We start from the raw sequence: 22497 nt of genomic DNA on the forward strand, positions 1-22497 counted from the left end.
GCCCACCCCGAGCCTCGGGGCCGGCGAGGCCGATTCGCCGAATCCACAGTGGCGTGATCAGCGACCGCTTACAGTGCCTCCAACAGGCCTCCGCACGTCGTGCGACGGCTCGGGGAAGGAGGGACACATGCTGCGGAGAATCGTGCCCCCCGCCGGTCCGTCCAGGGCTCTGGCGCTGGCCCAGCTGACCAATTCGGTCGGTGACGGGGCGTACTACGTCTGCTCGGTCCTCTACTTCACCCGGATCGTGGGGCTGTCCGCGACCGAGGTCGGTCTCGGGCTCACGCTGGGGTGGTCGCTGGGCACGCTGGCCGGGGCGCCGCTGGGGCATTTCGCCGACCGGCGGGGCCCGCGCGGGGTGGCCGTGCTGCTCGCGGTGGTGACCGCCGTCGCCGTTGCCGGGTTCGCGCTCGTGCGGAGCTTCCCGGCGTTCCTCGTGGTGGCGTGCGTCTACACGGTGTGCCAGTGCGGGCTCGTCGCCGCCCGCCAGGCGCTGCTCGCCGGCGTGGTCGACGCGGCCGGCCGCACCCAGGCCCGTGCCTACATGCAGTCGACGGCCAACGCCGGCATCGCCGTCGGTGCCGCGCTCGGCGGCATCGCGTTGCAGTTCGACACCGCGCCCGCGTACCTCGCCGCGTTCGGCCTCGACGCCCTGACCTTCGTCGCGGCGGCGTTGGTGCTGCGCAGGCTGCCCCGCGTGCCCGGCACCGCTCGCGCCGCCGACGGTGAGCCGGCGCTGGTCGTGCTGCGGGACCGTCCCTACGTCCTGATCACCGTGCTCAACTCGATCATGATGCTGTACATGCCGCTGCTGAGCGTCGTGCTGCCGCTGTGGGTCGTCGAGCACACCTCGGCCCCGCGCTGGATGGTGTCCGCGCTGATGGTCGTCAACACCGGCTGCGTGGTGCTGTTCCAGGTGTCGGTGGCCAACCGGGTCACCGACCTGGGGATCGCCGTGCGGTACGTGCGGTGGGCCGGTGTGCTGCTGCTGGCGATGTCCGCTGTGTTCGCCTGCTCGGCCGGCACCATGGCCGTCTGGGTCGCGGCGGCGGTGCTCCTGGCCGGTGCCTTCCTCCAGGTGGCCGGCGAGATGATGCTGGCCTCCGGCTTCTGGGAGATCAGCTTCGGGCTCGCCGTCGACGGCCGGCAGGGCCAGTACCAGGGCTTCTTCGGCAGCGGCATCGCCGTGGCCCGGGCGGCCGGCCCGCTGCTGCTGACCACGCTCGTGATCGGCGGCGGCGCGGTGGGCTGGCTGGTGCTGGGGGCGCTGTTCCTGGTCGCCGCGGTCGCCACCGCACCGGCGGTGGCCTGGGCCAGGCGCACCCGAAGCGCCGCCACCACGGTCTGATCAGTCGAAACCCCATCGCGACGGCGTTCTGGTCGGCAGCGAGGCGAAGGCGTAGGGCGGCAGCGGACCCAACGCGGTCGCGGTGACGGTGCTGGGCATCGCGGCGATCGACTCGGCGACGCGGTGGATCTCGTCGTGGCGTACGAGTAGCGCCCAATGCTGTGTGCCGTCGTCGGGTTCGTCCAACCGCACCATCGCCGTGGACAGCCCGCCGAGCAGTTCGCCGGACCGTTGCCGCGACCATTCCTTGACGTGGTCAGCGATGCGCCGGCCCCGGGCGATGGCGGCGTCGAAACCGGTGATCGGCTGGGCCAGGTCGGGATCGGTGTCCGCCAACGCTTCCAACGCGGCGGTCTCGTCGAAGGCCAGCTGCACCCGGACCTCGACCATGCCGGTCAGGCGGTCCAGTTCGAGCCGGACCGCCGCGGCGTTCGGCAGCAGAGCGCTGTCGCGCACCGCCTGATCGTCCGGGGCCATGCTGCCGAACCGCAGCGGCAGTATCGGTCCGTCGACGACAAGTCCGCAGAGGACGTTCAAATGGGCCCTCGCGTCCTCGGCGGCGAGTTCGGCCGACGAGCCGATGTCCGACACGACGACCGCGAGATCGCCCGCGACGACGGCACGCAGGCCGGGCGGCAGCGGATGGTCGGCGCGGACGATCCCGTACAGCAGCAGCGTCACGTGGTCTCCACGGGCGGTACCACCGGCTGCGGATACACCGCCACCGGCGACGGCGCGGGCAGTGCCGGCGCGGTCCGCCGCGGCAGCGAGCCCAGTTGCTGCATCGCCTCGACATAGCGGATGTAGGTGTCGACGCTGGCGATGACGATGCGGGCCTCGATGGTCAGCAGCTCGATGCCGATCACCGACACGCGGACGAAGGCGTCGATGACGATGCCCTTGTCCAGCACGATGTTCAGCACGTCGGCGAGGCTGGTCGAGGCGCCGGGACTCTGGATCACGCTGGTCACGCCGAACCTCCGTCGTCGAAGATCGTCCGCAGTTCGCGGAACTGCCGGTCCAGTTCGAGCAGCGCCCGGCCGAGTCGCTCGATCTCGTCCGGGGTGAGCGTGCCGGCGTCGACCCGGCGCAGCACCTGGCGTTCGATGAGCTCGCGCAGGATGTCCAGCACGGCGACGACCAGCCGGCCGAGGCCGCGGCCGGCGTCCACGTCGAAGCGTCGCGGCGGCGCGGTCATTCGAGCTCCAGGGTGTCCATGGCGACCAGCAGCGCCCGCAGGTCCAGGCGGATCAGGTCGACGCCGGCCAGTGAGATGATCACGTCGCCGTGCACCACCGCGCCGGCGGTGATCACGCGGTCCAACATCTCGACCAGGTCGTCGGCGGTCATCGGGCCGCCGTCCGCAGCTCGCTGAACGAGTAGGGCGGCCAGGGGCCGGTCGTCTCGACCTCGCCGCCGATGCTGTCGACCTCGGCGAGGAACTCGTCCTCGTCCTGATCGGGAACCAGGTAGACGGCGTCGAGCCGAAACCCAGGGCCGGGCTGTCGCACCGTGCTGCGACTGGTGTGCCGCGCGAGCCGTCGGTGCAGCTGATCGCCGTCACGTTCCCGGCGGCGCAGCGCGAGGTAGTCCGTGCCGCTGATCCCGGCGGCCGGTGCGGTCTGCGGCCGCGGGATGCGGACGCCCCATTCGCGGTGACCCGCGATCGCGGCGAGAGTGGCGACGACCTCGTCGTGGCACTCCCGCAACAGCCGCCGCACCGCGTCGTCGTCGGCGAACATCGTCGCGAAGCGCAGCGGCAGCACGGTGCCGTGCTCGAAGGCCTCGCGAACGACGGTGTGGTGCCGGCGCACCAGCCCGATCATGGCCGGCTCGGTGAACTCCGCCGGATCGACGTCGGCGACGAGCATGGCGATGTCCCGGTGCGTCACCACGCGAACCGGCGCCGCCGGATCCGGCGGCGACCAGCGGGTGATCGTGTACGCGTAGACGGCGGTGTCAGGGCTGGGGCGGTCGTTCGGGGGCGAGCTCGCGCCGGCCGGGGGAGAAGAAGGGATCATCGGTCCACCAGTCCATCCCCATTTCCTGCGCGGTCTGCGCGGATGCCACGAACAGCCGCACCCGCAGGGTCAGCAGCTCCACGTCGACGACGTTCACCGAGATGTCGCCGACGATCACGATGCCCTTGTCCAGGACCCGTTCCAGCACGTCGGCCAGGGAGGCGCCCGATCTGGTCGCCAGCTCGTCGGTCACCCGTCCGTCGCTCCCTTCAAGTACCGCCGAAGCCGCTCGTACCCGGACAGGCCGCCGACGCCGTCCACGTCGACCCGATAGGTCGCGATCACGCTGGTGGACGCGGGAATCCGGGCCAGTTCGACCACGTCCAGCAGCACCGACCAGCCACCCTCCTGGCGGGGGCGGACGCCGGTGACCGAACAGTCCTCGTAGCCGGTCAGCGCGCGGAAGTGCCCTTTGGCGGACTTCGCGGCCGCGGCCGCGTCGGTCGGTGGTGCGGGTTCCGGCAACGGCGTTCACCTACCCGTTCGTCCACCCGACCGTATCGCCAACCGCGTTTCGCAGGCTCCGCAACTTCGTGGCGAACGAATGCAGCAGGCGGCGACTACCGTTCGGCGGCCCGAGGGAAACATGAGGGTCTCGATTATGCGGACCGCGGATGATCATCGTGACCAGGGATGACGGCGAGCGATCGAAGCGAGCGTGCGTCGGATACATCTGTATGGCCTGGAAATGTTGCGGCACAAGGAGGTTGATATCGCGCATCGTTCGAGGGCTGTTCGGGGGAACGGCTGCCTCCCGCGCCGGCCGGCGTCGACAGATTCGAAGAACTGCGCAAATGGTGGACATTCGTCGATTGACAGGCACCTCCGTGGCGGTAGCCTTTCCGGCTGGAACAATGGTGTGCAGTGCCCACAAATTTTCTGGGCGCCGGCCGGCGCCGGACACCGCGCTCGCGGGGGCGGTGGAGTTCAGGCTGCTGGGTTCGATCGAGGTCGAGGCGTCGGGCAGGCCGATCCCGCTGGGACCGCCGCGGCAGCGAGCCATCCTCGCCGTGCTGGCCGCCGACGCCGGTCGGCTAGTGCCGATGGACACGCTCGTCGACCGGGTCTGGAGTGTAGCCGCGGATCTACCCGACGCTCCACGTGAGGCAGAACGGCTTGCCGGCGGGATCCGTGTACACACGCCAGTTCTCGCCGCCGCCGGGCAGCCTGGTCGCGCCGATCGCGATCGCCGCCTGCTCCGCCGACTCCAGCTCGGCCTGCTCGACGCGCAGGTCGAGGTGGATCTGTTGGGGCGCGGTCGGATCGGGCCAGCGCGGGGCCCGGTAGTCGTCGATCTGCTGGAACAGCACGGGCATCTTGCCGTCCTCGCCGATCATGGCGACGCCGGGCGCCTCGTAGGTGATCGCTTTGCCCAGCAGCGCGGAGTAGAAGGTGCTCAGCGCCTTGGCGTCCGGGCAGTCGAGCATCACGCCCATCACGGTCGTGTTCGGGTCGTCCGGGTTGAGGCAGAGGTCGAACGGGTGGCCGGCCGGGTCGGCGAGCGTGTGCCAGCGTTCGTTGCGCCGCAACAGGGTCGCGCCGAGCGAGACGGCCTTGTCGGCGGCGGCGTCGATGTCGGGCACCCGCAGATCGAGGTGCGCCTGCTGCGGCGCGGCCGGGTCGGGCCAGCGCGGCGGCACGTGATCGGGCGCGAGCTGGAACGCGATCCGCCACCCGTCCGGCGTGGTCATCGTGATCCAGTCGCCGTCGGTGAAGCTCCGCGTCCACCCCGCCAGCGCGGCGTAGAAGTCGGCCTCCGCGGCGATGTCGGGCGCGTCCAGCGCCACCGTCCTGAGCTCGGCGATCATGCGGCTCAGCCTACGTCCGAACGGTGTCCGCCGCCGCCGAAACGTCCTCCGGCGTGTAGGTGTCACGGAAACCGAAGGCTCGGGGCGAGGGGCCCTGCGCGCGCAGCAGTTCCAGGCGCTCGACGGCTTCTTCGACGGTGGGGATGTGGCCGGCGGGGATCCACCACATCACCTGGAACGCCGCCTTCGGCAGCTCGAACCACTCCGCACGTCGGCGCAGCACGTCCAGGTGGCCGCTGCGGTAGACGTAGTCCCAGAGGGCGTCGCGGCTCTCCCAGACCGACATGTTCACCAGGACGTCGTCGCCCAGCGACGTCCGGATCGCGGTGGCGTCGCTGCCGCCGTCGTCGATCAGCCGCCAGACGAAGCCGGGCGCGCGGTCGGCCACCTCGTTGAGGGTGTCGAGCATGGACGTGAAGCCGTGGGTGCGGGGGTCGTCGAGGGGGAACTTCAAGGTGCCCACGTTGAGCTGGGCGAGCTGGTGTCCCGTCATGCCCTCACCCCACCACCGCGCCGGTTCTATGTCAATCAGATTTGTTTTTAGAAATTTCGACCACGACGCAGCACAACCCGGGGCGTGGGTCCATGCGGGCCCGCAACCCGTCGGTGCCCTCCGTGAGCCCCTCCAGCAGCGCGAGATTCATGCCGCACACCAACGTCGGATGCCGCTCGGACAGGACGTGGAAGGGGCAGTTGGTCAGGCGCAGGACCTCGCCGTCCATGCGCGGCTCGTAGCCGCGAGCGGCCAACAGCGCCTCCGCCGCGGCGAAGCCGTCGATCGGACCGGCGGCGGCGCGCCCCTCCCGGCGGGCGGCGGCCTGCAACTCGGTGTCCAGGCGGGCGGCCTCCGCGACCTCGGCCAGCAGGTCGGCGGCGACGCGGTAGTCCCGCGCCGGCACCGAGAACTGGCGCTCGGCCTCGGACCGCCGGTAGAGCTTGGCCGGCCGCCCCGCGCCCGGCCCCGACCGCCCGGTCAGCCGCCTGCTCTCCGTCTCCAGCAGCCCCGCGTCCACGAGCTTGTCGAGGTGGAAGGCGGCGAGCGTGCGCTGGATCCCGGCGCCCTCGGCCGCCTCGTTCCGGCTCACCTCGTGGTCCTGGGCGGCGACGTAGTCGTACAGCCGCCGCCGGACGGGATCCTGCAGCACGGCGATCGCCTCGATGTCCTCCACCCGTCCATTCTAAGAACAACGGAGATGCTCGTTAGAGCGGTCGTTACGTTTTCCCGCCGCGCGCGATCTATTGCTCCGGGACGCATGTTGACCTTGGGGCGGGGAGCCGGTGGACGAGACGCGCAACGTCATCAGCGGCCACGTCGAGGGCAACGTGGTGCAGGCCGGCCACATCGACGTGGTGAACTTCGCGACGCCGGTGCCGGTGGCGCTGGCGGGCCTGCCGGCCGAGGCGGACTTCGCGGACCGCCTCGACGAACAGGCCGGGCTGGCCGCGGTGCTCGATCCGGCGGCGGCGGGGCAGCCCAGCGTCGCGACCATCACGGGTCTGCCCGGCATCGGCAAGTCCGCGCTGGCGCTGCGGGCGGCGCACGGGGCGGTGGACGCCGGCTGGTTCCCGGGCGGCGTGCTGTTCATCGACCTGCACGGTTACGACCCGGCCGGCGGCGTCTCGGTGAAGGCCGCGCTCGCGGCGATGTTGCGCGCGCTGGGCATCGAGCGTGCCCCGGCCACGCAGGGGGAGCGGGAGAACCTCTACCGCTCGCGGCTGGCCGAGATGGCCGGCCGGGGCCGACGCGTGCTGGTGCTGGCCGACAACGTCTCGGATGTGGCGCACGCCAACGCGTTGCGGCCGGGCAGCCCGCTGCATCGGATGCTGATCACCAGTCGGGACGACCTGGCGGTGGCCGGGGCACGCCACGTCGACCTGCGGCTGCTGCGGGACGAGGACGCGGTCGGGATGCTGGCGCAGGCCCTGGAGGCGGCGACGCCCGGCGACACGCGGGTCGCCGACGAACCGGGTGAGGCCGTCAGGCTCGCGCAGCTGTGCACGGGCCTGCCGTTGGCGTTGCGGGTCGTCACCCATCTGCTCACCGGCCGGCGCGGCCACCCGATCGGCCGGTTGGTGCGGACGGTCGGCGCGGCCGCGGATCGGATCGACGCGCTGTCCTACGACGAGTCGGTCGCGGTCCGGCTCGCCTTCGACACGTCCTACCGGCGGCTGCCGCCGCCGCTGCGGCGACTGTTCCGGCTGCTGTCCCAGCATCCCGGCCCGCACCTCGGCGTCGGCACCGTCGCGGCGCTCGCCGACGTGCCGGACAACGACGCGAGCCGGCTCGCGGAGGGCTTGCGCCGGGCCAGCCTGATCGAGCCGTCGGTCGTGCCCGACTGCTACCGGTTCCACGACCTGCTCCGCCTCTACGCCGGGAAGCGCTGCGAAGCCGACGAACAGCCGGCCGACCGGGCCGCGGCGGTGAACCGGCTGCTGGCTTACTACCGAACCACGGCACAGGCCGCGCACACGCACATCGACTCCCGCATCCCCGCCGAGCGCAGATCCTGGCTGTTCGCCGGACGAGGCGACGCGGTGGCGTGGCTGGAGGCCGAACGCCCGAACCTGATCCCGGTGGTGAGCCTGTCCGCGCGCTGTGGCTTCGACGCCCTGACCAACGAGGTCGCGCTGGCGCTGCACCCGTTCTTCGAGCTGCGCAACCACCCGGACGAATGGATCACCATCGCCAAGCTCGGCCTCGCGGCGGCGCTGCGCCTCGCCGACCCCGACGCCGAGGCCCAGCACCTCACCGCCCTCGGCATAGCCCACCAGGAACTCCAGTGGTACGCGGAGGGACGCGAATTCCACGAGCGGGCGCTGGCCGTGAGCCGGCGGGCCGACGACCCCGTCGGACAGTCCAGGGCCCTGATCAACCTCGGCGCGGTCAGTCACCAGTTCGGGGAGTTCGAGGACGCCGAGTCCCTGACGGAGCAGGCCCTGGCCATCGCGTCGGAGCGGGTGGACCACTACCAGATGACCAGGATCCTGAACAACCTCGGCTACCTCGCGGCGCTGCAACACCATTGCGACATCGCGGAGTCCCGCTACCGTGACGCCCTTGTCAGCGCCCGGGAACTGGGCGATCCACAGGCCGAAGGCGGGGTGCTGACCAATCTCGGCGAGGTGTTGCAGCAGACCGGCCGGCACGCCGATGCCATCGAGTGCCTCCGGCAGGCGCACGACTTGTCGGCGCAGAGCGGGGATCGGCTGCGTGCCGGCCGGGCCCTGCACAACATCGCGTTGGTGTACCAGGATCTCGGGCAGTGGGAGGACGCGTCGGCCTGCCACCGGCGGGCGCTGGCGCTGCGCCGGGAGATCGCGGACCGCAACGGCGAGGGCAAGACCCTGACCCAGCTCGGCCGAATCCACGCCAGGCAGGGGCGGCGGGCGGAAGCCCTTGCGTGCCAACGGCAAGCGCTCGCCGCCTTCGTGCAGACCGGGGCCACCGCCGACGCCGACGAGGTGCGGGGCCTGATCGCCGAGCTGACGGCGTGAGTGCTGTCCCTGCACGATCTCCACACACGCCTGCGGTGGCCGGCGTCGGTCGTCGATAATCGGCGCGTGACGCAGCAGCCCGACGACCCGGTCGACAACGGTGTGTCCGGCACCGTGTCGGGCAACGTCGTGCAGGCGCACACCATCAACGGCGGGGTGCACATGCACGCGCCGGCGGGGCGAGTGGTCACGCTGCCGCACCGCGCCGGGATCATGCCGCCGCGGGCCGCGTACTTCCAGCGGCGGACGGTCGTGGAGCCTGGTCTGAGCGGCGACGGTCAGGCCCGGACCAGCGTGGTGTCGGGGATGGGCGGGGTCGGCAAGACGCAGCTGGCGCTGGACTACGCCGACGCGCTGTGGGCGGCGGGCGAGGTCGATCTGCTGGCGTGGATCACGGCCGTGACCCGAGAGGCCATCATGTCCGGCTACGCCCGCCTGGCCGCCGACCTCACCGGGGCGGAGGACGACGACCCCGAGTACGGCTCGCAGCGGCTGCTGGAGTGGCTCGCCGGCACCCCGACCCGGTGGCTGATCGTGCTCGACGGCCTGCAGTCGCCCCGTGATCTGCACGGACTGTGGCCGCCGGTGACACCGACCGGACGGGCGCTGGTGACCACCCGACGCCGGGACGCCGCCCTGCACGGTCATCGGCGGCGGGTGGTGGAGATCGGGGTGTTCGCGCCGGACGAGGCCCACTGCTACCTGCGAGCCGCGCTCGCGGCCCGGCCGCAGCTGCTGGACGGCGTCGAGGGCTTGGCGGCGCGCCTGGGCTACCTGCCGCTGGCGCTGGCCCAGGCCGGGGCGTACATGCTCGATCGGGACCTCGCCTGCGCCGCGTACCAGGCCCGGCTGAGCGACCGGCGCCGCAGCCTGGCCGCGCTGTTGCCGGACGCCGACGGCCTCCCCGACGAGCATCAGGCGACGGTGACCGCGACCTGGTCGCTGTCCATCGAGCAGGCCGATCGGTTGCAGCCGTTCGGTTTGGCCGGGCCGCTGTTGGCGGTGGCCAGCCTGATGGACCCCAACGGAATTCCCGTCGAGGTGTTCACCACGCGCGCGGTGCTGGAGCTGCTCGGCGCCATGGTGAGCCGGCCGATCACCGAGGACGACGCCCGGGACGGCCTGGCGTGCCTCCAGCGGCTGAGCCTGCTCACCGTGGGCAAGTCCTCCTCCCCCCGGGCGGTGCGGACGCATGCGTTGGTGCAGCGCGCCACCCGGGAGAGCCAGCCCGCCGATCAGCTGTCCGTGCTGGTCCTCGCCGTGGCTGACGCGCTCGTCCAAGTGTGGCCGGACGTCGAGCGGGATGCCGTTCTGGGGCAGGTGCTGCGCGCCAATGTCGATGTGCTCTATGACGTCGGCGGCGAACACCTGTGGGAGCCCGGCGTGCACGAGGTGTTGTGGCGTGCCGGCCGCAGCCTCGGCGACAGCGGATGGATCGTCCAGGCCGACGAGTACTTCGACCGGCTGCACGGCGCCGCGGTCGAGCGCCTCGGGCCCGATCATCCCGATACCCTGAGCATCCGCAGCAACGTCGCCTACTGGCGTGGCGAGGCCGGCGATCCCGTCGCCACCTTGGCCGCCTTCGAGGCGTTGCTCGCCGACGAGCTGCGCGTGCTCGGCCCCGATCATCGCGAGACGCTCGCGACTCGCGGCAACATCGCCCGGTGGTTGGGTGAACTCGGCGATCCGCACGCCGCCCGCGCGGCGCTGGAAGACCTGCTGGCCGCTGAGATCGAGGCGTTCGGGCCGCATGACGTGTTCTGCCTGACCACCCGCGGCGACATCGCGTACTGGCAGGGCGAGGCCGGCGATCCCGTCGCCGCGCTGGACGTCTTCGAGGCGCTGCTCGCCGACCAGTTGCGGCTGCTCGGTCCCGACCATCGCGACACTCTCACGACTCAGGGCAACGTCGCCTACTGGCGGGGTGCGGCCGGTGATCCGGTCGCCGCCGTGGAGACGTTCGAGGCGCTGCTGGTGGACCAGTCACGGGTGTTGGGCCCCGGCCACCGCGCCGCCCTCACCACTCGCAGCCACATCGCCTTCTGGCTGGGGGAGGCCGGCGAGCCCGCTCGCGCCCTGGACGCGTTCGAGGCGCTGCTCGCCGACCTGCTCCGGGTGCTCGGGCCCGACCACCCCGACACGCTCAACGTCCACCGCGAGGTCGCGCGCCGCCGTCCCTGACACCGAGGCGCCCGACCGCGCTCACGCCTCGGCGGACAGCGATTCGTAGTAGGCCTTCATCGCCGGGTAGTAGTCGTCGAAACTCGGCGTCGGCAGGTCGTCGCGGGACGCGACCAGCATGTCCAGGTAGTACTCCCAGCCGGGACCCATCGCGCCGGTCTCGTCGGCGGGATCGAGGTGGTGGACGAGCTGGAGCTCGGTCAGCCCGTCGGCGTGCGACAGCAGCAGCTCGATCCGCTTGCCGCCGGAGCCGTCGGACAGCGCGAGCCGGTGCGGCGGGTCGCAGGCGTCGATCCGCTTGTCGATCCACGGCCCCTGGTCCTCCTGGGACATCTGGATCTGGATCATGCGGCCGGGCGCGGCGTCGCCCTTCCACGGTCCGAACCAGCGGGCGGTGCGGTCGGACTCGGTCACGCTGGCCCAGACGTCCTCGATGGGGGCCCGGAACGTCCGGGTGAGGACGAGTCTGCGGCCGTCGGCGGTCGGGACGAGCCGGCCGGTGGGCGGAGTGGTCATGCCGTGTTCTCCTGTTGTCGATCCGTCGCGTTCTGCCGGCTGCGCTCGCGGCGGGTGCGGTAGACCTCGGTCTCCAGCGCGTCCAGCCGGCGTTCCCAGTCGTCGGCCGGGGCGAACTGGTCCAGCCACTCGATCAGCCCGGCGAGCCGGGACGCGTCGAGTTCGTACAGTCGTCGCCGGCCCACGAGCGTGTCGCGGACGAGCCCGCTCTCCCGGAGCACCCGCAGGTGCCGGCTGACGGCGGGCCGGCTGATCGTGAACCGGTCGGCGATCTGCCCGGCGGCCAGCGGCCGCTCGCGCAGCATCACCAGGATCTGCCGCCGCACCGGGTCGGCGATCGCCGCCGCCACGTCGTCCACGGCAAAAGCGTAACCACTGTGTTACGCGTTTGGCAAGGCCGGCGAATTCCCCGCCGCACGGGAACGCTTCCCCTAGAGCCGGGGAAACCCGCCTTCCTACTCTCGTTGTGGATCCGGACCGGCGTTGCCCGCGGACTTCCGATGACGACAAATCGAGGGGGAAGTGTGCCCGACCAAGACGTTGGTGTGCTGGCGATCGGGGCTGGACCGGCCAACCTGGCGCTCGCCGTGGCCATCGAGGAATCCGGCTCCCGCGAGCTGGCCGACAGCACCCTGTTGCTGGAACAGAGCCCGGACATCAAGTGGCAGCGCAACCTGCTCATGCCGTGGGCCCGCAGCCAGGTCTCGTTCCTCAAGGATCTGGTGACGCTGCGCAATCCGCGCAGCAAGTACTCGTTCCTCAACTTCCTGCACGACCAGGACCGGCTGGACGAGTTCGTCAACCTCGGCACGTTCCACCCGTTCCGCTGGGAGCTGTCCGACTACCTGCAGTGGGTGGCGAACTCGCTGGAGCGGGTGCGGATCCGTTTCGGCGCCCGCACCGAGCGGGTGGAGCCGCGCCTGAGTCCGGAAGGGACGGTCGTCGGCTGGACGGTCACCCTCGCCGGCGGCGACACGATCCGCTGCCGCGACCTGGTGATCGGCGGCGGCCGGGCGCCGAAGGTGCCCGCGGTCTTCGCCGACCTGCCGCCCGATCGCGTGATCCACAGCGCCCAGTACTTCACCCGCATCGCGGACATCCCCAAGGACCGGCCGATCCGGCCGGTCGTGGTCGGCGGCGCGCAGAGCGCGGCGGAGATGTTCATGGCGCTGCACGAGAACCTGCCGCTGAGCGAGCCGACGATCGTGGTCCGCTCGATCGGGTTGCAGAACTACCAGACGAGCAAGTTCGTCAACGAGCTGTTCTTCCCGTCCTTCGTGGACGACTTCTACGACAGCCCGGCGGAGGTCCGGGCGCAGATCCTCGACGAGATGCGGTTCACCAACTACGCGGGCCTCGCGCCGCCGTTCCTGGACGAGCTCTACACGATGCTGTACCGGCAGAAGCGGTTGGGGCCGCGGCGTTCCACCGTGCGGGCGATGACCGAGGTGGTCGGCGCGCGGGTCGACGGCGACGAGGTGGTGCTCGACCTGCGCGACCGCAGGAGCGGCAAGGTCGAGCCGCTGCGCTGCGACGTGGTCCTGCTCGGCACCGGCTACGACTCCCGGATGCCGCCGATCGTGCGGGACCTGGCCGACCAGATCGGCATCGACGACATCACGGTCAGCCGGTGCTACCGGGTGGACATCGGCGACTCGGCGTGGGGCGCGGTGTACCTCCAGGGCGTCAACGAGAAGACCCACGGCATCGCCGACTCGCTGATCAGCGTGCTGGCCCACCGGTCCCAGGACATCCTCGCCGATCTGGTGGCCCGCCGGGCCACCGCGGAGCTGAGGAGCGCCTGATGGCCCGCGAACGGCTGATGGTCATGTCGCCGGCGCCGACGGCCAACGGCGACCTGCACCTGGGGCACGTGGCCGGCCCGTTCCTGGCCGCCGACGTCTGCACCCGGTACGCGCGGGCGACCGGCCACGACGCCATGTTCGGCACCGGCATGCACTTCACCCAGAACTACATCGTCACCGCCGCCCGCCGGCTGGGCACGAGCCCGGAGGAGCTGCGGCTCCGCTCGGCCGACGAGGTGGCGGCGACGCTCGCCGCCCTGGGCATCGGGGTGGACGCGTTCGGCTGCGTCGACGACCGGTTCGTCAAGATGGTGCTGAACTTCTACGATCGCCTGCACCGCGACGGAAAGCTCCGGCTCAAGGCGGTGCCCTTCCCGTACCTGCCGAGCACGGGGGAGTACCTCACCGACTCCTACGTGCGGGGCGGCTGCCCGTACTGCCTCGCCGACGGATGCGCCGGGCTGTGCGAGAACTGCGCCCACCCGGTGCTGCCGGGGGAGCTGATCGACCCGAGGTCCACGGCGGATCCGGCGGCGCCGGTGGAACTGCGGGACGTGGACGTGCTGGTGCTCCCGCTCGAGGAGTACCGGGAGGAGCTGGTCGCGTACTTCGACCGGATCCGGCCGACCATGCGGCCGCGGCTCGCCCGGCTGATCGATGACATGCTGTCCCGCCCGCTGGCGGACTTCCCCGTCACACAGCCGATCTCGTGGGGAATTCCGGCGCCGTTCGCGGAGACCCCGGGCCAGGTGATCTACGCGGACCTGGAGGGCATGCCGTGGAGCATGTACTGCACGGCGACCGCCGCGGAGAGCCGCGGCGCCGTGCTGGGCGACGACGACGAGCTGTGGCACGCCGACAGTGGCACCAGGGTCGTCTACTTCCTCGGCCTCGACGCCAGCTTCCCATTCGCGGTGGTCGGCGTGGCGATGCTGCTGGCGCACGGCGGCTACCTGCTGCCGGAGCAGTGGATCACCAACGAGTTCTACGAGCTGGACAACGAGAAGTTCTCCACCAGTCGCGGGCACGTGGTGTCGGGCCGGGAACTCGCGGCCGAGGTGCCGCGCGACCTGATCCGGTTCTACCTGTCGGCGACCGGGCCGGAGTTCCAGCGCACCAACTTCACCCGTGCCGCGTTGACCAAGGTGGCCGGAACCCGCTTGGTGGAGCCGTGGAACCGGGTCGTGTCCAAAGTGGATGAGATTGTGGGGCTCGGCGCGCTGCCGGTGTCCGAGCGGTCCCGCTCGGCGGCCGGCCGGATGGTCGCGCAGTTCACGGCCGCGTTCGAACTCCCGGGGTTCAGCCTGGCGGCGGCCGCGTTCGCGCTCGTCGAACAGTTGGCGCGGCTCGACCGCTGGCCGGTCGGGTCGGACGACGCCGGCGACTTCTGCCACGAGGTCGAGGTCTTCCTGCGGTGCGCGGCGCCGATCCTGATCGACCTCGCGGCGAAGGCCCTGCCGGACACCGCGATCCCGCTCCGACCGGACGCCGTCGAGGTGGTGCCGGCCCGCCTGCCGCGGCTGACCGGCGCCGGTTCCTGATGGCCGGCGTGCTGATCGTCGGCGCCGGCGTCGTCGGCCTGGTCACGGCGATCGAGTGCGTGCTGGCCGGCCATCGGGTCACGGTGCTGGAACGCGGCGACATCCCGAACCCGGAGTCCACCTCGTTCGATCAGCACCGGGGGATCCGGATGCTCGATGTGAACGACCCGGTGGCGACCTGGCGGATGCTCGGGGCGAGTCGCCGGTGGCGCGAGTTGGAATCGCTGCTGGACACGAGGTTCTACCGGCGGGTCGGCATGGTCACCGCATGGCCGCTGGTGGATGTCGCTTCGGTGACCAAGGCCGCGAGCAGCGCGGGCGTGTCGCTGGAACCGGTCGATGTGCCGCATATGACGATTCCGCAGGGCACCGTTGCCCTGTCCGAGACCGACGGCGGCGTCCTGTTGGCCGAGCGATTCCTCCGTGCGGCAACGGACTGGTTGTCCAGGCAGCCCGCGGTGACGCTGAAGCGCCGGAGCCCGGTGCGGAGTGTCCACAGCGGACTGGGCGCGGACATCGTGCTGGTGGCGGCGGGACCGTGGTCGAGGAACCTGGTCGACTATCCCGTCCGGCTGTATCGCCAGGCCATGGTGTACCTCCGTCCGCCGGCGAACTTGGCGCGGTGGTGGGAAAACGCCCCGGCGGCCGGCCGGATCGGCCCGGACGGACGGGCCTGGCTGCTGCCGCCCGGCGACGGCACCCTGCTCAAGATCAGTACGGACGCCGCGTGCCAAGAGGTGGACGAGATCGAGGCCACGACTTCGCAGGCCTTGGTGGACAAGGTACTCGGCGCCGGGATGGTGCCCGATGTGGACAGATACACCGTGGTGGCGGCCGGCCAGTGCCACTACGCCGATGCGAACGGGCCCGTGCTGGCCGAGGTGGCGCCACGGGTGTGGGCACGGGTGGCATGCGGCGGCACCGGCTTCGCCACCGCACCACTGGTCGCGAACCAGATCGTCGAACTGCTGCGGGAGGAGGCGGCATGAGTGACAGCGGCGTGCTCGCCGTGCTGAAGGCGACGCCGAACCCGGTGCGCTACCTGTTCGCAGGCATGATCATCAACCAGCTGGGCGCGTTCGTCCAGACGTTCCTGGTGCTGTACCTGACGTTCCGGGGTGTGCCGGTCGCGGTGGCCGGCATCTGTGTGGCCGCGTACAGCGTCGGGTCGATCTTCGGCAGCATGGCCGGCGGCGAGCTGGCCCACCGGTTCGGCTCCCGCGCCACGATCGCGGCGGCCATGACCTGCTCGGGGCCGCTCGTCGCGACGATCCCGTTCGTCAGCGGGCAGGGCACGCCGTGGGCGTTGTTCGGGGTGGTCGCGCTCGCCGGTCTGGTGACTCAGGCGTACCGGCCGGCGGCGGCGTTGCTGCTCGCCGACCTGATGCCGGAGCAGCACCGGGTCATGGGTTTCTCGATGATGCGGATCGCGTTGAACATCGGCGCCGCGGTGGCGCCGATGCTGGCCGCACTGCTCATCCTGCTGGACTGGGACCTGCTGTTCTGGGCGGACGGCGCGACCGCCCTCGTGTGGGCGCTGCTGGCGTTCGTCCTGCTGCCGAAGGGAACCACGGCCCGGCGCGAGGCGGAACCCGCCGTGCCGGCCACGAGTGGCCGCGCGGTGTATGCGGTGTTGCTCCGGGACAGACGCTTCCTGTGCTACCTGCTGGCCGCGATGTTCGGCATGATCGTCTACGCCGGGTCGATGGCCGCGCTGCCGCTGGAGATCGTCGCCGACGGCTATCCGACCGGCCTGTACAGCGCGGTGCTGATGATCTCCTCGATCGTGCTGATCACCTGCGAACTGAAGATCACCACGTACATCGTGCGGATCCCGAAGCGGCTCGCGGGGTTCTCCGGGAACGTGGTCACCGGGCTCGGGTTCGCACTCTACGGACTGATGGCCGTGCACCCGGTGTTCGTGGTCGTCGGGGCGCTCCTGGTGGTGGCGGGCCTGATGATCCACGGCCCGAGCACGTCGTCCCACCCGGCGACCTTCCCCGCCCACCTGAGAAGCCGCTACATCGGGACGAGGGAGTCCGTCATCGGGTTCGCCGCGGCGACCGGCCCGATCGTGGGCCTGTCCATCCGCGGCTGGCTCGGCGGGCCCGTGTTCTGGGCATTCTGCGCCCTGTTGTCCGTCGCGGCCGGCTCGCTGCACCTGTACGGCCTCAAGCAGGTCGCCGTGCCGAATCCCCGGCCCGAGCCGGAAGTCGTGGGAGAGCGATCATGAGTGAATCCAGTGGTGTGCTGCTGGTCGTCGGCAGCGGGCTGAAGGTGTACCGCGAGTACCTGGTCAGGTCCGTGCACCGGCGGGCCAAGGCCGCCGGCCTCGGGCTGGTGCTGCTGAACAACCTCAAACCGACCTGGCAGCGCCAGTACTTCGACGAGATCATCGTCAGCAACGTGTTCGACCCGGACGAGATGACCGCGACCGCGCGGGCGGTCGCCGACCGGCATCACATCGTCGGCCTGATGTGCTGGGACGAACCGGTCGTGCTGGCCGCCGGGGAGCTCGCCGCCGAGCTCGGCGTGCCGGGGCTGAGCGTGGACGGTGTCCGGGGCTGCCGGGACAAGAACCGCACCCGGACCGTCCTCACCGCCGAGGGGCTGCTGCAGCCCGGGTACGCGCTGACCACCAGCCTCGCGCAGGCCCGTGCGGAGGCGCGACGGATCGGCTACCCGGTGGTTCTCAAGCCACGGGCGATGGGGGCCAGCATCGGCGTGGTCTTCGCCGCGGACGAGTCCGAACTGGACGCGGCCTTCGGCGTCGCGATGGGCGCCGCCACCATCGATCCCGGCCGCTACCGCGCGGGCGCGATCGTCGAGGGGTACGCGGCCGGGCCGGAGATCAGCGTCGACGCCGCCCTGCACAAGGGCGAGTACCTGCCGATGTTCGTGGCCCGCAAGCAGACCAGTGACCAGCCGTACTTCGAGGAGGTCGGCCACGTCGTCGACGCGGCCGACCCGCTGCTGCACGACACCGAGCTGATGGGCGCTCTGGCGCGGGCGCACCGCGCCCTGGGCGTGGAGGACGGCATCACCCACTCCGAGGTCCGGCTCACCGACCGCGGGCCGTTGATCATCGAGGTGAACGGCCGGCTCGGCGGCGACCTGATCCCGTTCCTCGGCAGGACCGCCACCGGCATCGACCCCGGCGAGGTGCTGTTCGACGTCACCGTCGGGCACCGGCCGGACACCACCCCGACCCGGCGGGCGGTGGCCGGCATCCGGTTCGGATACCCCGAGCTGGACTGCCTGGTCCACTCGGTCACGGTCCCGACCGAGGCCCCCGGCCTGGTCACGGCGTCGCCGATGATCGACGCCGGGACCACGCTGCGACTGCCGCCGGGCGGCTACCTGGCCAGGCACTCGTTCGTGGTGTGTCAGGCCGAGGATCGCCAGACCTGTTCCCACCGGCTGGACGCGGCCGCCGCCCTGGTGCGGGTCGACGCCGACCCGGTCGCCCCGCCGCCGCCCGGCGCCGCCTTCGAGATGCCTGCCGGCCTGCTCGACGTGGACGAAGAAGAGGGAGTTTCCGCATGACCGTGACCGAGCCCGCGCGCGTCGGCACGCCGATGACCGGTGCCGAGATCATCGCCAATGCCAGGGCGCTCGCGCCGATCCTGCGCAAGCGGTCCGCCGAGATCGAGAAGAACCGGCGCCTGCCCGCGGACGTGGTGCAGATGCTGCGCGACGCCGGCGTGTTCCGGATGGGATTCAGCCGGGCCTGGGGCGGTCCCGAGATGACCTCGATGGAGCAGACCGAGGTCATCGAGGCGCTGTCCTACGGCGATCCGTCCGTGGGCTGGTGCGTGAAGCTCGGCTCGGACATCGGCCTGCACGCCAACTTCCTCGACCAGGACGAGGCGCGCCGCATGTTCCCGAGCATCGACATGCACACCGCCGGCGTGCTGCTGCCGGCCGGACGCGCGGACCGGGTGCCCGGCGGCTACCGGCTCAGCGGCCGGTGGGCCTTCGGCAGCGGCTCCACCCACGTCGACTGGGTGGCCTCGGGCGCGTTCGTGTACGAGAACGGGGAGCCCTACGCCAGCCCGGACGGCAGCAACCCGCACGAGTCGCGCCTGTTCATGGTGCCGCGCGAGCAGATCCAGAGCATCGACAACTGGCACACCATCGGGCTGTGCGGCAGCGGCAGCTGCGACTACACGATCACCGACGTGTTCGTCCCGGAGAACCACAGCCTCACCTTCGACAACCCGAAGGTGCCCAACGGACCGCTGGTGCAGCCGGACGTCATCCAGCGCAGCATGCCCGGCATCCCGCTCGGCGCCGCGCGGGCCGCGCTGGACCACGTCCGAGAGGTCGCCCGGACCCGCGTCGACCGGATGTCCGGCACACCCTGGCGGGACCTGGAGAAGGTCCAGATCACGCTGGCCGAGTGCGAGGCGGACTACGTGACGGCCCGGGCCGGGGTGTACCAGGCGATGCAGCGCCAGTGGGACGTCACCGCCGACGGCGTCGGCACGCTGGACGACCTCACGCCCGACGAGCGGATCGCGCCGGCGCTGACCTGCTGGCAGGCGTTCCGGATGGCGCGGTCGGTGCTCCAGCGGCTCTGCGACCTGTTCGGCACCGCGACGATCTACTCGGACGACCAGCTGGGCCGGTGGCTGCGGGACGTGATGACCATGGGCCAGCACCTCACCGCGAAGGACCGGGCCACCCAGACCGCCGGCGCGTACGTGCTCGGCGGCCGGCCCAGCGTGCGGTTCATGCTGGGCATCGTGGACAAGCCGAAGTAGAGGGACGCCGATGAGCCGGGGACTGGTGGTTCTGGTCAACCCCAACAAGGTCCACCCGCCGATCGCGCCGTACGCGCTCGACGTGCTGACGACCTCGTTGGAGTCGGCGGACTTCGAGGTCGAGGTGCTGGACGTGACCTTCCACCGGGAGGACTGGAAGTCCCTGTTCGCCGAGTACTTCGCCGTCCGGGAGCCGCTGCTGGTCGGCGTGTCGGTGCGCAACCTCGACACCGGCAGCGGGCTGGAGCAGCGGCCGTTCCTCGGCGAGCACAAGGAGATCGTCACCGAGATCATGCGGCTGACCGGCGCGCCGATCGTCGTCGGCGGCATCGGGTTCTCGGTGATGCCGTTCGCGCTCGTCGACTACTTCGGCATCGACTACGGCGTCAAGGGCCCCGGTGAGCACATCATCCGCGACCTGGCCGACGCCCTGCTCACCGGCCGCGACACGGCGACGGTCGCCGGCCTGATCCGCAACACCGCCGACGGTGTCACCCGGGTGCCGCCCGCCGTGCTCGCCCGCACGGTGACGCTGTCGCCGGGCGGGCAGGACGAGGACCGGGTGTGGCAGGTCGAGACCGCCGGCCGGTACGTGCGGCGGTCCGGCCACAGGTACAAAGTGGACAATCTGGAGTACTACCGGCGGGGTGGCATGGCGGGCATCCTCACCAAGAGCGGCTGCACGTTCCGGTGCGCCCACTGCGTCGAGCCCGACGCCAAGGGCACCCGGTTCGCGCGGCGCGACGTCGAAGCCGTCGTCGACGAGATGGAATCCCTGTGCGCGCAGGGAATCCTCGACCAGCACACCACCGACAGCGAGTTCAACCTGTCCATCGCGCACGCCAAGAACGTGCTGCGCGAGATCATCCGGCGCAAGCACGGCGACGGCGGCAATCCGTTGAACCGGCTCCGGTTGTGGATCTACTGCCAGCCGACGCCGTTCGACGAGGAGTTCGCGTCGCTGCTGGCGGCGGCCGGCTGTCGCGGTGTGAACGTCGGCGCGGACCACGTTCGGCCGGAGATGCTGCGGGACTGGAAGGTCACCGGCAAGGGCACCAACTACTACGCGTTCGAGGACGTGGCCGAGCTGGTGCGTCTGTGTGACGACCACGGCATCAAGACCATGGTGGAGGCGCTGTTCGGGATGCCGGGCGAGACCCGGGAGAGCATGGCCGACTGCGTCCGGGCGTTTCTGGCGCTGGACGCCACGGTGACCAGTTTCGGCTTCGGCCTGCGGCTGTTCCCGCATCACCCGCTGGGCAAGGAGATGGCGCGGCGGTGCGACGGCGTGCGCACGCTGCCCGGACTTCAGTCCAACGCCGCCAGCGGGCCGATCGTGCTCAAGCCGCTGGCCAAGTGTGCCAGCGTGGTGGAGTACGAACGGCAGTTCTTCTTCGACGAGCACGGCGAGTTCCGGCTCGTCTGCTACTTCTCGCCGGACCTGGTCGAGGACGAGGGGACCGTGACCGATCCGGCCGGCCGCTGGCGCCGCTCGGTGGAACTGCTGTGGGAGCTGGTCGATCCGGCCGACCACCACCGCGTGATGCTGCCGACGATGTCCGGCGCCAGCGAGATCGACAGCAACTACGCCGACAATCCGCTGCTGACCAGCCTCACCGCGCTCGGGTACACCGGGGCGTTCTGGGCGCACTGGCGGGAGCGGGAGGACATTCTGCGGCGGGCCGCGGAGCGCGGCGATCGACAACCGAGAGACCTCCGAGGGGGAAGGCCATGACGGACAAGCCCGTTGTCGTCGTCGGATTCGTGACGCCGGTGATGGCCGCGCTGGTCGAGTTCCAGCCGCCGGGTTCGGTGATCCTCGTCGAGGAGCCCGACGTGGTGCGCAAGCGGGACGTGCGCGGCAAGCTCGCCGGCTCGACGGTGCTACGTGAGCTGATCGAGTGGGAGTACTGCGTGGTCGGCCGGGCCGACGAGTTCTACAACGCCCACCCGGACCTGGACCCGGCCGCGGTCGTGCCGCTGCTGGAGTACGCCACGCCGTTCGCGGCCCGGCTGGCCGAGCGGTACGGTCTGCCGGGCGCGAGCCTCGGCGCCGCGAACATCATGCGGGACAAGGCGTTGTTGCGTCAGGTCACCGCGGCCGCCGGCGTGCGCAATCCGGAGATGGCGCCCGCGCACAGCCCCGCGGACGTGCTGTCGTTCATGCGTCAGCACCCTGGCCCGGTCGTGTTGAAGCCGGCCAACCGGCAGGCTTCCGTCGGCACGCAGGTGATCTACGACCCGAACGACGTGCTCCGGGCGTGGCTGGCCTGCGTCGCCCAGGACGAGGGCATCCTCGTGCCGGATCGGGCCGTCGAGCTGCGGATGCTCGTCGAGCGGTATGTCGCCGGCGACGAGTACAGCGTGGAGATGCTGGTGCAGCGCGGAAAGCCGGTGTTCGCCAACGTCACGGCCAAGCAGCTGTTCCCCGGATCGCGCCCTGTGGAGCTGGCGCACCTCGTGCCGGCGGACATCCCGCCCGCGCTGACCGCGACGCTGGGTGCGCAGACCGCCAGGGTCGTCGACGTCACCGGCTTCCGGGACGGGATCGTGCACTGCGAGTGGATCGTCGCCGACGGCGTGCCGCACCTGGTGGAATGCGCCGGGCGGTGCCCGGGAGACGGGATCATGGAAATCATCGAGCGAGCCTATCCGGTGCCGCTGCTGCGTACGTACTTCGAGATCATGAAGGGCCGACAGCCGTCGGCGCCGATGCCGTCGAAGGCGCGAGGCGGCGCCGCCGTCCGGTTCGTGGCCGTCGAGCCCGGCACCGTCGATTCGATCAACGGAGTCGAGGCCGCGCGGGAGGCCCCCGGCGTCTTCCTCGCCGACGTGATGGTCGCCGCCGGCCACAAGGTCACCGGTCTGCGCAGCTCATGGGACCGCGCCGCCATTGTCATGGCCACCGGCGGCAGTGCGGCCGAGGCCCTCCGCCGGGCGGAAGTCGCCGCCGAGATGATCGATATCGACGTGCAGCCGCAGCGTTCCGTCGCCGACGCGGCGCGGTGATGCCACT

General features: G+C 71.2%; 23 protein-coding genes. 11 read left to right on the plus strand and 12 right to left on the minus strand.

The genetic code is table 11. The annotated features are described in order from the left end of the window. Positions 1-127: 127 nt before the first annotated feature. Positions 128-1348 (plus strand): MFS transporter, encoded by a 1221-nt coding sequence (locus BCF44_RS21545; protein ID WP_116176163.1) that lies wholly within the window; start codon positions 128-130, stop codon positions 1346-1348. Here the strand turns inward: BCF44_RS21545 and BCF44_RS21550 are convergent, their stop codons facing one another. The 10 genes from BCF44_RS21550 to BCF44_RS21595 all read right to left on the minus strand — a co-directional run bounded on the left by BCF44_RS21550 (position 1349) and on the right by BCF44_RS21595 (position 6346). Next, the gene (locus BCF44_RS21550) at positions 1349-2029 is read right to left on the minus strand and encodes a GvpL/GvpF family gas vesicle protein (RefSeq protein ID WP_116176164.1); all 681 of its coding nucleotides are present in this window, start codon (positions 2027-2029) and stop codon (positions 1349-1351) included. Continuing rightward, positions 2026-2319 (minus strand): gas vesicle protein GvpJ, encoded by a 294-nt coding sequence (gene gvpJ, locus BCF44_RS21555; protein ID WP_246015378.1) that lies wholly within the window; start codon positions 2317-2319, stop codon positions 2026-2028. The genes BCF44_RS21550 and gvpJ (BCF44_RS21555) overlap by 4 nt, the downstream gene beginning before the upstream one ends. After that, positions 2316-2546, minus strand: a complete 231-nt coding sequence (locus BCF44_RS21560) for a gas vesicle protein K (RefSeq protein WP_116176165.1) — start codon at positions 2544-2546, stop codon at positions 2316-2318. The genes gvpJ (BCF44_RS21555) and BCF44_RS21560 overlap by 4 nt, the downstream gene beginning before the upstream one ends. Then, positions 2543-2698, minus strand: coding sequence for a gas vesicle protein GvpJ (gene gvpJ / locus BCF44_RS21565; protein WP_116176166.1), 156 nt, complete (start codon positions 2696-2698; stop codon positions 2543-2545). Before gvpJ (BCF44_RS21565) ends, BCF44_RS21560 begins: the two co-directional genes overlap by 4 nt. Continuing rightward, complete coding sequence (locus BCF44_RS21570; protein ID WP_116176167.1) at positions 2695-3369, minus strand: GvpL/GvpF family gas vesicle protein; 675 nt, start codon at positions 3367-3369, stop codon at positions 2695-2697. Before BCF44_RS21570 ends, gvpJ (BCF44_RS21565) begins: the two co-directional genes overlap by 4 nt. Next, positions 3308-3562: a gas vesicle protein gene (locus BCF44_RS21575; protein ID WP_246015380.1), complete on the minus strand. Its 255-nt coding sequence runs from the start codon at positions 3560-3562 to the stop codon at positions 3308-3310. Before BCF44_RS21575 ends, BCF44_RS21570 begins: the two co-directional genes overlap by 62 nt. After that, positions 3559-3834 carry a gas vesicle protein GvpO gene (gvpO, locus tag BCF44_RS21580; RefSeq protein ID WP_116176168.1) on the minus strand — a complete coding sequence of 92 codons (276 nt, stop codon included), beginning with the start codon at positions 3832-3834 and terminating at the stop codon, positions 3559-3561. The genes BCF44_RS21575 and gvpO overlap by 4 nt, the downstream gene beginning before the upstream one ends. A 620-nt stretch (positions 3835-4454) precedes the next feature. Next, complete coding sequence (locus BCF44_RS57690; protein WP_116176169.1) at positions 4455-5177, minus strand: VOC family protein; 723 nt, start codon at positions 5175-5177, stop codon at positions 4455-4457. Between the two features lie 10 nt (positions 5178-5187). Continuing rightward, positions 5188-5670 carry a DUF3291 domain-containing protein gene (locus tag BCF44_RS21590; RefSeq protein WP_116176170.1) on the minus strand — a complete coding sequence of 161 codons (483 nt, stop codon included), beginning with the start codon at positions 5668-5670 and terminating at the stop codon, positions 5188-5190. A 31-nt stretch (positions 5671-5701) separates the two neighbouring features. Next, complete coding sequence (locus BCF44_RS21595; RefSeq protein WP_116176171.1) at positions 5702-6346, minus strand: helix-turn-helix transcriptional regulator; 645 nt, start codon at positions 6344-6346, stop codon at positions 5702-5704. Positions 6347-6455: 109 nt separating this feature from the next. On the opposite strand from BCF44_RS21595, the gene BCF44_RS21600 reads away from it, so the two are divergent. Together BCF44_RS21600 and BCF44_RS21605 are read left to right on the plus strand one after the other, a co-directional pair. Then, the gene (locus tag BCF44_RS21600) at positions 6456-8672 is read left to right on the plus strand and encodes a tetratricopeptide repeat protein (protein ID WP_116176172.1); all 2217 of its coding nucleotides are present in this window, start codon (positions 6456-6458) and stop codon (positions 8670-8672) included. A 66-nt stretch (positions 8673-8738) separates the two neighbouring features. After that, on the plus strand, positions 8739-10853 hold the full coding sequence (locus BCF44_RS21605; protein WP_147328574.1) for a tetratricopeptide repeat protein: 2115 nt from the start codon (positions 8739-8741) through the stop codon (positions 10851-10853). A 21-nt stretch (positions 10854-10874) separates the two neighbouring features. Here the strand turns inward: BCF44_RS21605 and BCF44_RS21610 are convergent, their stop codons facing one another. Next, positions 10875-11369, minus strand: a complete 495-nt coding sequence (locus BCF44_RS21610; RefSeq protein WP_116176174.1) for an SRPBCC family protein — start codon at positions 11367-11369, stop codon at positions 10875-10877. After that, positions 11366-11728 (minus strand): metalloregulator ArsR/SmtB family transcription factor, encoded by a 363-nt coding sequence (locus tag BCF44_RS21615; protein WP_116176175.1) that lies wholly within the window; start codon positions 11726-11728, stop codon positions 11366-11368. The genes BCF44_RS21610 and BCF44_RS21615 overlap by 4 nt, the downstream gene beginning before the upstream one ends. Positions 11729-11893: 165 nt before the next feature. Between BCF44_RS21615 and BCF44_RS21620 the strand changes: the two genes are divergently transcribed. From BCF44_RS21620 to BCF44_RS21655, 8 genes are read left to right on the plus strand one after another with little or no spacing between them, the layout of a single operon-like run. Further along, positions 11894-13174, plus strand: coding sequence for a lysine N(6)-hydroxylase/L-ornithine N(5)-oxygenase family protein (locus tag BCF44_RS21620; RefSeq protein ID WP_116176176.1), 1281 nt, complete (start codon positions 11894-11896; stop codon positions 13172-13174). Next, entirely contained in the window at positions 13174-14715 is a 1542-nt protein-coding gene (locus BCF44_RS21625) for a class I tRNA ligase family protein (RefSeq protein WP_116176177.1), read from the plus strand. The genes BCF44_RS21620 and BCF44_RS21625 overlap by 1 nt, the downstream gene beginning before the upstream one ends. Beyond that, entirely contained in the window at positions 14715-15704 is a 990-nt protein-coding gene (locus BCF44_RS21630; protein WP_211353142.1) for an NAD(P)/FAD-dependent oxidoreductase, read from the plus strand. The genes BCF44_RS21625 and BCF44_RS21630 overlap by 1 nt, the downstream gene beginning before the upstream one ends. Continuing rightward, on the plus strand, positions 15701-16948 hold the full coding sequence (locus tag BCF44_RS21635) for an MFS transporter (RefSeq protein ID WP_246015382.1): 1248 nt from the start codon (positions 15701-15703) through the stop codon (positions 16946-16948). Before BCF44_RS21630 ends, BCF44_RS21635 begins: the two co-directional genes overlap by 4 nt. Then, on the plus strand, positions 16945-18261 hold the full coding sequence (locus BCF44_RS21640; RefSeq protein WP_116176178.1) for an ATP-grasp domain-containing protein: 1317 nt from the start codon (positions 16945-16947) through the stop codon (positions 18259-18261). The genes BCF44_RS21635 and BCF44_RS21640 overlap by 4 nt, the downstream gene beginning before the upstream one ends. Continuing rightward, entirely contained in the window at positions 18258-19481 is a 1224-nt protein-coding gene (locus BCF44_RS21645; RefSeq protein ID WP_116176179.1) for an acyl-CoA dehydrogenase family protein, read from the plus strand. Before BCF44_RS21640 ends, BCF44_RS21645 begins: the two co-directional genes overlap by 4 nt. Before the next feature lie 10 nt (positions 19482-19491). Further along, a complete protein-coding gene (gene tsrT / locus BCF44_RS21650) occupies positions 19492-21216 on the plus strand; it encodes a tryptophan 2-C-methyltransferase (protein ID WP_116176180.1) in 1725 nt (574 codons plus the stop codon). After that, on the plus strand, positions 21213-22490 hold the full coding sequence (locus BCF44_RS21655) for an ATP-grasp domain-containing protein (RefSeq protein WP_116176181.1): 1278 nt from the start codon (positions 21213-21215) through the stop codon (positions 22488-22490). Before tsrT ends, BCF44_RS21655 begins: the two co-directional genes overlap by 4 nt. Positions 22491-22497 lie beyond the last annotated feature (7 nt).

It is taken from the genome of Kutzneria buriramensis (genome assembly GCF_003387475.1).
GTDB lineage: Bacteria > Actinomycetota > Actinomycetes > Mycobacteriales > Pseudonocardiaceae > Kutzneria > Kutzneria buriramensis.

What these genes read in the sequence shown, in the direction of transcription:
- BCF44_RS21625 (WP_116176177.1), top strand. Translation starts at nt 13,174, where the DNA reads ATGGCCCGCGAACGGCTGATGGTCATGTCGCCGGCGCCGACGGCCAAC.
- BCF44_RS21645 (WP_116176179.1), top strand. Translation starts at nt 18,258, where the DNA reads ATGACCGTGACCGAGCCCGCGCGCGTCGGCACGCCGATGACCGGTGCC.
- BCF44_RS21655 (WP_116176181.1), top strand. Translation starts at nt 21,213, where the DNA reads ATGACGGACAAGCCCGTTGTCGTCGTCGGATTCGTGACGCCGGTGATG.
- BCF44_RS21640 (WP_116176178.1), top strand. Translation starts at nt 16,945, where the DNA reads ATGAGTGAATCCAGTGGTGTGCTGCTGGTCGTCGGCAGCGGGCTGAAG.
- tsrT (WP_116176180.1), top strand. Translation starts at nt 19,492, where the DNA reads ATGAGCCGGGGACTGGTGGTTCTGGTCAACCCCAACAAGGTCCACCCG.
- BCF44_RS21570 (WP_116176167.1), bottom strand. Translation starts at nt 3,369, where the DNA reads ATGATCCCTTCTTCTCCCCCGGCCGGCGCGAGCTCGCCCCCGAACGAC.
- BCF44_RS21630 (WP_211353142.1), top strand. Translation starts at nt 14,715, where the DNA reads ATGGCCGGCGTGCTGATCGTCGGCGCCGGCGTCGTCGGCCTGGTCACG.
- BCF44_RS21545 (WP_116176163.1), top strand. Translation starts at nt 128, where the DNA reads ATGCTGCGGAGAATCGTGCCCCCCGCCGGTCCGTCCAGGGCTCTGGCG.
- gvpJ (WP_116176166.1), bottom strand. Translation starts at nt 2,698, where the DNA reads ATGACCGCCGACGACCTGGTCGAGATGTTGGACCGCGTGATCACCGCC.
- BCF44_RS21590 (WP_116176170.1), bottom strand. Translation starts at nt 5,670, where the DNA reads ATGACGGGACACCAGCTCGCCCAGCTCAACGTGGGCACCTTGAAGTTC.
- BCF44_RS21560 (WP_116176165.1), bottom strand. Translation starts at nt 2,546, where the DNA reads ATGACCGCGCCGCCGCGACGCTTCGACGTGGACGCCGGCCGCGGCCTC.
- BCF44_RS21610 (WP_116176174.1), bottom strand. Translation starts at nt 11,369, where the DNA reads ATGACCACTCCGCCCACCGGCCGGCTCGTCCCGACCGCCGACGGCCGC.
- BCF44_RS21635 (WP_246015382.1), top strand. Translation starts at nt 15,701, where the DNA reads ATGAGTGACAGCGGCGTGCTCGCCGTGCTGAAGGCGACGCCGAACCCG.
- BCF44_RS57690 (WP_116176169.1), bottom strand. Translation starts at nt 5,177, where the DNA reads ATGATCGCCGAGCTCAGGACGGTGGCGCTGGACGCGCCCGACATCGCC.